Here is a 6,157-nt window from a genome sequence, read left to right as displayed (position 1 = left end):
CCGCGCGACAAGCGCGCCCCCTGGGGGGGCGGGCTAGATTTTAAATAAATCGGGCAAGACAGTTGCTCCTACATTAGCTCACCGTCTCCCTTAGCTCACCGTCCCCCTTAGTAGCCCACCGTCGCCCTTCCCCACCCGACCACCATGGCTGCACACCGCCGCGCACTCGCGTAAACTATGCCGCCCACGCGGAGGCATCATGCAAGACGACGATTTTTCCCTGTTCAAGGCCGAAGTGCGCGGCGTCAAGCCGATCACCCACGACCGTGCCGAGGTCGGCAAGCCCAAGGCCGATCGCCAGAAACTGGCCGGCCTGCGCCAGTCGGCGACCGTGTCCAGCGACAAGGCATTGGTCATCGATGGCATGTCCGACCAGTTCGTCATCGACGTGGGCGCCGAAGACGAACTGATGTGGCGCCGTGACGGTGTTCAGGAAACCCAGCTGCGCAAGCTCAAGCTTGGGCAGATACCGTTCGAAGGCAGCCTGGACCTACACGGCATGACCGTGGAAAAGGCGCGCGAGACGCTTTGGGATTTCATCGCCGAGGCGACGCGCCTTGAAGTACGCTGCGTGCGGGTCACCCATGGCAAGGCGGCACGCCTGGACGGCAAGCGCCCCATGATCAAGAGCCACGTCAACACCTGGCTGCGCCAGCACCCGCAAGTGCTCGGCTTTGCCTCCTGCAGTGCCCGCCACGGGGGCACCGGCGCGGTCTATGTGATGCTCAAACGAACCATGCTCGAAGGCCGCGACGAGTAACGCCGCGCTTGCAGCGCCGCCCTTGCCGCCGTAACCTTCGTTTTTGCGATTTTTCCCACAGGTAGATCCATGTCCCTGGAACAGAACTACACCGAGATCCTCAGCCAGATTGGCGAGGACGTCTCCCGTGAGGGCCTGCTCGACACGCCCAAGCGGGCTGCAAAGGCGATGAAGTATCTTTGCCGCGGTTATGAGCAAACACTGGAAGAAGTGACCAACAACGCGTTGTTCAGTTCCGACAACAGCGAAATGGTGCTGGTCCGGGACATCGAGCTGTATTCGATGTGCGAGCACCACATGTTGCCCTTCATCGGCAAGGCCCACGTGGCCTACTTGCCCAAGGGCAAGGTGCTGGGCCTGTCGAAAGTGGCGCGTATCGTCGACATGTACGCCCGCCGCCTGCAGATTCAGGAAAACCTCAGCCGCCAGATCGCCGATGCCGTGCAGCAGGTGACCGGTGCCGCCGGCGTTGCCGTGGTCATCGAGGCCAAGCACATGTGCATGATGATGCGCGGTGTGGAGAAGCAGAATTCGAGCATGATCACGTCGGTGATGCTGGGTGAGTTCCGCGCCAACGCGGCCACCCGCAGCGAGTTCCTCAGCCTGATCAAGTAACCGGCTGCGTCACCCAGGCCGACCCCTGCCGGTCGGCCTTTTTCATTTCAGGAGTTTGTACATGATCGTCAAAGCCCTGCGGGTTGGCCTCGGCCAGCTTATCGTATTCGGCGACTGGGCCAGCCGCCCGGCCAAGCGCAAGCGCGACCCGGCGGCCCAGGCCCGCGTGGACGAGGCGGCCAAGGGCCTGGCGCTCTACCAGTTCCATGCCTGCCCGTTCTGCGTCAAGACCCGCCGCACCTTGCACCGCCTGAACGTGCCGGTGGCGTTGCGCGATGCCAAGAACGACCCTGTGCACCGCCAGGCCTTGGAACAAGGCGGTGGCCGGATAAAGGTGCCCTGCCTGCGCATCGAGGAAGCGGGCAAGGTGACCTGGATGTATGAGTCCAAGGCCATCATTGCCTACCTGGATGAGCGGTTTGGCAAGGGTTGATTCAGCGGTGGCGGGTGCAGCCTTGGCACCCGCCAGCGAGCGAGGTCGCTCCTACATGTTACTCGTGAATCAGCCCACCATCGGCACATGCCGCGGATGGCTGCTCACCCTCTCCAGCCAGGCACGCACGGCCGGGTAGTCCGCCAGGTCGAAACCGCCTTGCTGTGCCACATGGGTGTAGGCATACAACGCCACATCGGCGATGGAATACTGGTCACCTACCAGGTACGGCGTCACCTGCAACTGCCGCTCCATCACACGCAGCGCCTTGTACCCGCCCTTGTGCAACTTGCGGTACTCCTCCACGCGATCATCCGGCAGCCCCAGGTAGAACTGGATGAAGCGGGCCACAGCGATATACGGCTCATGGCTGTATTGCTCGAAGAACTGCCACTGCAAGACCTGGGTGCGCAGGCGCGGCTCGGCGGGCAGGAACTCGCTGCCGTCGGCCAGGTAGTTGAGGATGGCATTGGATTCCCACAAGTAACTACCGTCCTCAAGTTGCAACACCGGCACCTTGCCGTTGGGGTTCATGGCCAGGAACTCGGGCGTCTCGGTCTCGCCCTTGAGAATGTCCACGGCGTGCCACTCGTAGGGCCGCCCCAACAGGCTGAGCATCAACTTGACCTTGTAGCAGTTACCCGATTGATAATCGCCGTAAACCTTGTACATCACCCCTACCCCTGCAATGCCGTCATACCAGAGCGCCTGATAGTTAACGACTGTACGGTTAAAAGCAATGATCGCTGTATCGCTGCTGTCACCTCGCCTGGCGTTAGTCTGAAAACCACGGCGTACACCCTTACAAGGATTTTTCATGACCGATGCCACTTCCGCTCGTCTTCGCCCCCTGGCAGATACCTCGCCCTCGGCGGTGGTCGCAGGCTTCATCGCCATGCTCACCGGCTACACCTCCTCGCTGGTGCTGATGTTTCAGGCCGGGCAAGCGGCTGGCCTGACCACCGCGCAGATATCATCGTGGATCTGGGCGCTCTCGATCGGCATGGCGGTCTGCAGCATCGGCCTGTCCCTGCGCTACCGCACGCCCGTGACCGTGGCCTGGTCCACGCCAGGCGCGGCGCTGCTGATCACCAGCCTGGGCGGGGTGAGCTACGGGGAGGCGATCGGGGCCTACATCACCTGTGCTGCGCTGGTGCTGATCTGTGGGCTGACCGGCAGCTTCGAGCGCCTGGTCAAGCGGATTCCTGCCTCGCTGGCATCGGCGCTGCTGGCAGGCATCCTGTTCAAGATCGGCAGCGAAATCTTCGTCGCCGCCCAGCACCGCACCTTGCTGGTGCTGGGCATGTTCTTCAGCTACCTGTTGGTCAAGCGCCTGTCCCCCCGCTACTGCGTACTGGCCGCTCTACTGGTGGGCACGGCCCTGTCCGGTGCCTTGGGGCTGCTGGACTTCAGCGGCTTTTCCCTGGAAATGGCAACGCCGGTATGGACCACGCCACACTTTTCGCTGGCAGCCACCATCAGCATCGGCATTCCGCTGTTCGTGGTGGCAATGACCTCGCAGAACATGCCGGGCATTGCCGTGCTGCGCGCAGACGGTTATCAGGTGCCGGCCTCTGCGTTGATTTCAACCACCGGCCTGGCTTCGTTGCTGCTGGCCCCGTTCGGCTCGCACGGGGTGAACCTGGCCGCCATCAGCGCGGCCATCTGCACCGGGCCGCATGCCCATGAAGACCCGAGCAAGCGCTACACCGCGGCCGTGTGGTGCGGCGTGTTCTACGGTGTAGCCGGCGTGTTCGGAGCGACCCTGGCAGCGCTGTTCGCGGCCTTGCCCAAGGAACTGGTGCTGTCGATTGCGGCGCTGGCCCTGTTTGGCTCGATCATGAATGGCCTGACGGTAGCCATGAGTGAAGCGCGCGAGCGTGAAGCGGCCGTCATCACCTTCATGGTCACGGCCTCGGGGCTTACGCTGTTCTCCATCGGTTCGGCCTTCTGGGGCATCGTGGCCGGTGTACTGGCCCTGTTGATCCTGAACCCACGCAAGGCGTAAGACACCCGCCCATGGCAGGCTCCCCGCCGGCGGAGCCCTGCCAGGCAGGCGCCATCACAGCCTGAAGTGCCCCACCATGCCCTTGAGGTCGGTGCCGAGCTGCGCCAGCTCGACGCTGGACCGGGCGCTGTCCTGCATGGCCAACGCAGCCTGGTCGGCACTGCCACGAATTTGCGTGACGCTGCGGCTGATTTCTTCGGCGACCGAGCTTTGCTGTTCGGCGGCGGCGGCGATCTGCTGGTTCATCTGCTGAATCAACGACACCGCTGCGGCAATACTGCCCAATGCGCTTTCGGTGTGCAGGGCATCGGCCACGGCCAGGCGCACCAGCTCCGTGCTGCCGCGAATCTGCGCGACGGACTGCTGCGCATTGCCGCGCAGGCTAGCCACCAGGGTTTCGATCTGCTCGGTGGACTGGCGCGTGCGCCTGGCCAGTGCACGCACCTCGTCGGCCACCACTGCAAAGCCGCGCCCCTGCTCGCCGGCCCGGGCCGCTTCGATGGCCGCGTTGAGGGCCAGCAGGTTGGTTTGCTCGGCCACGCTCTTGATGACTTCGAGCACATCGCCAATGGTATGGATTTCAGAGCTGAGGCTCTCGATGCCCGCACTGGCGGTTTCGGCCGCGGCGGCCAACTGCTCGATGCGCTGCATGCTCTGGCGCACCACATGCTGCCCCGAATCGACCTTCTCGTCCGCAGCCTGCGCCGCTTGCGCGGCTTCCTCGGCGTTGCGCGCCACATCGTGCACGGTAGCCGTCATCTGTTGCATTGCCGTGGCCACTTGTTCGGTCTCTTCCTTCTGGCTGCCGACTTCGCGGTTGGTCTGCTCGGTCACGGCCGACAGCGCCTGGGCGTTGCCGGCCAACTGCTCGATGCCTTGCTGCAAACCGCTGACGATGCCTGACAGGCCGGCGGCCATCTGCTGCATGGCCTGCATCAGTTGCCCCACTTCATCGCGGCGCGGGGCGACAGGCTCGAATGCCAGCTCGCCGTCGGCAATGCGCTGTGCACGGGCAATCACATGCTTGAGCGGGCCAACCACGGCGCGGGTGATCAGCCAGGCGGCCAGCACGCCCACCAGCAAGGCCAGCGCGGTGGCGATAGCGATGGCCACCGTGTTGCGCTGCAAGTCGCCTTGCAGCACGCGCTCTTCGGTGAGGTAGGCCTGATCGACGCGACTTGTGACGTGCTCGGCCGAGGCCTGCAACTGCGCCTTGAGGCCTTGTTCGCTGGCCAGTTGGTCGGTGTATTCGTTGAGTTTTTCGGAGAAGCTGCCAATGTGCCCCGCCACCTCGTTGAGTACGCTCTGGTAGCCACTGTCGGTGACAGCCGCTTGTAACTGGCCCACAAGGCTGGCGGCCTCGACCGTTTGCGCGATGCGCGCCTGGCTGACGTCGTCTTCGCCCTTGCGGCTTTTCTCAAGGCGCACCCGGGCTTCATCCATGGCCTGGAGCATCAACCGCGAGACCTGCGCCACCTGCGCGGCCTGCTCCAGGAACTCACCGCCCTGCTGGCCTTGTGATTGCTTGAGGGTATACACCCCGTCATCAGCCAGGCCGGATTGCAGCACGTCGAGGTTGTTGGCAACGCTTGAGACCGACCAGCTGGCGGTATCGAGCGCCAGTTCCTTGGCCTGCACCGCGCCGACGAACGCTTCGAATGCCTGGCCATAGGCGGCCAGCTCGGGCTCGGCTGCGGCCAGGGCCGGCAGTGCACGAGCGCGCTCGACCAACCCTTGCAAGCCGGCGCGCAAGGCTTCGGCTTGCTTGATGTCGGAGCGCAGTGCAAATGCCTGTTCGTGCTGGCGCAGACGCAACAGGTCGGTATTGAATTGTGCCAGCGCGCGCAGGCTGTCAAAGCGCTGTCCGACACTGTGCAACGCCGCGATACCGATGGCAGCCACCGCCAGGGTCAGCAGCAACACCAGGGTGAAGCCCAGCGCGAGTTTGCGCGCCATGCCCAGGTTGGCCAACACACCGTGCTTGCTCGCGCCCATGCCGATTCCCCTTGTGGGTGTCAGGTTATCCCGAACGCCAAGGGTGGCAACGTTGCCAACCCCTGAACAAGGGCCTGACGTCAGAATAGTGTCAAATAGCTATGAGTATGTCGGTAATGGGTTTGTAGGAGTCGTCCTACGTATGAAAGGCAGGGATGGGTGGCCGGATGTTGTCTGGCAACGACGGTGGTTGGCGAAGGCAGGCTGGGGTGCGCGAGGGATGAAGATTTGCGGCTCGGGGCGGAGAACTTGGGGCCGCTGCGCAGCCCATCGCGGCACAAGGACCGCTCCCACAAAAGTGCAATCTACAGGCTACTGAGCCCCGTGTGGGAGCAACTGTCTTGCC

6 protein-coding genes and 1 pseudogene are annotated in these 6,157 nt (G+C 63.6%); 4 read left to right on the top strand and 3 right to left on the bottom strand.

Annotation, left to right across the window (positions count from 1 at the left end; genetic code table 11):
- The first annotated feature begins 199 nt into the window (after positions 1–199).
- The 3 genes from B2S33_RS03250 to B2S33_RS03240 all read left to right on the top strand — a co-directional run bounded on the left by B2S33_RS03250 (position 200) and on the right by B2S33_RS03240 (position 1,808).
- Positions 200–760 carry a Smr/MutS family protein gene (locus B2S33_RS03250; RefSeq protein ID WP_023535332.1) on the top strand — a complete coding sequence of 187 codons (561 nt, stop codon included), beginning with the start codon at positions 200–202 and terminating at the stop codon, positions 758–760.
- A 69-nt stretch (positions 761–829) separates the two neighbouring features.
- Positions 830–1,375 carry a GTP cyclohydrolase I FolE gene (folE, locus tag B2S33_RS03245; protein ID WP_023535356.1) on the top strand — a complete coding sequence of 182 codons (546 nt, stop codon included), beginning with the start codon at positions 830–832 and terminating at the stop codon, positions 1,373–1,375.
- Positions 1,376–1,436: 61 nt separating this feature from the next.
- Positions 1,437–1,808, top strand: a complete 372-nt coding sequence (locus B2S33_RS03240; protein ID WP_028687831.1) for a glutaredoxin family protein — start codon at positions 1,437–1,439, stop codon at positions 1,806–1,808.
- A gap of 69 nt (positions 1,809–1,877) precedes the next feature.
- Here the strand turns inward: B2S33_RS03240 and B2S33_RS03235 are convergent, their stop codons facing one another.
- On the bottom strand, positions 1,878–2,480 hold the full coding sequence (locus tag B2S33_RS03235; protein ID WP_028687830.1) for a glutathione S-transferase family protein: 603 nt from the start codon (positions 2,478–2,480) through the stop codon (positions 1,878–1,880).
- Positions 2,481–2,625: 145 nt separating this feature from the next.
- Between B2S33_RS03235 and B2S33_RS03230 the strand changes: the two genes are divergently transcribed.
- Positions 2,626–3,816 (top strand): benzoate/H(+) symporter BenE family transporter, encoded by a 1,191-nt coding sequence (locus tag B2S33_RS03230; protein ID WP_111475432.1) that lies wholly within the window; start codon positions 2,626–2,628, stop codon positions 3,814–3,816.
- Between the two features lie 54 nt (positions 3,817–3,870).
- Here B2S33_RS03230 and B2S33_RS21520 read toward each other — a convergent pair whose 3' ends face one another.
- Both B2S33_RS21520 and B2S33_RS21515 read right to left on the bottom strand, forming a co-directional pair.
- The gene (locus B2S33_RS21520) at positions 3,871–4,734 is read right to left on the bottom strand and encodes a methyl-accepting chemotaxis protein (RefSeq protein WP_414226569.1); all 864 of its coding nucleotides are present in this window, start codon (positions 4,732–4,734) and stop codon (positions 3,871–3,873) included.
- Positions 4,732–5,259 (bottom strand): annotated as a pseudogene (locus tag B2S33_RS21515) (HAMP domain-containing protein); the annotation flags it as partial. The gene B2S33_RS21520 and the pseudogene B2S33_RS21515, both read right to left, overlap by 3 nt.
- Between the last annotated feature and the right edge of the window lie 898 nt (positions 5,260–6,157).

This window comes from Pseudomonas sp. UBA5568 (assembly GCF_002425525.1).
Taxonomy (GTDB): domain Bacteria; phylum Pseudomonadota; class Gammaproteobacteria; order Pseudomonadales; family Pseudomonadaceae; genus Aquipseudomonas; species Aquipseudomonas fulva.
Note: the sequence above shows the minus strand (reverse complement) of the source record. Positions and strands in the feature narration are given on the sequence as shown.

Bases quoted from the DNA above. Each gene is read 5' to 3' on its own strand.
- B2S33_RS03235 (WP_028687830.1), bottom strand. From the start codon at position 2,480: ATGTACAAGGTTTACGGCGATTATCAATCGGGTAACTGCTACAAGGTC.
- B2S33_RS03240 (WP_028687831.1), top strand. From the start codon at position 1,437: ATGATCGTCAAAGCCCTGCGGGTTGGCCTCGGCCAGCTTATCGTATTC.
- B2S33_RS03230 (WP_111475432.1), top strand. From the start codon at position 2,626: ATGACCGATGCCACTTCCGCTCGTCTTCGCCCCCTGGCAGATACCTCG.
- B2S33_RS21520 (WP_414226569.1), bottom strand. From the start codon at position 4,734: ATGGCCGCCGGCCTGTCAGGCATCGTCAGCGGTTTGCAGCAAGGCATC.
- folE (WP_023535356.1), top strand. From the start codon at position 830: ATGTCCCTGGAACAGAACTACACCGAGATCCTCAGCCAGATTGGCGAG.
- B2S33_RS03250 (WP_023535332.1), top strand. From the start codon at position 200: ATGCAAGACGACGATTTTTCCCTGTTCAAGGCCGAAGTGCGCGGCGTC.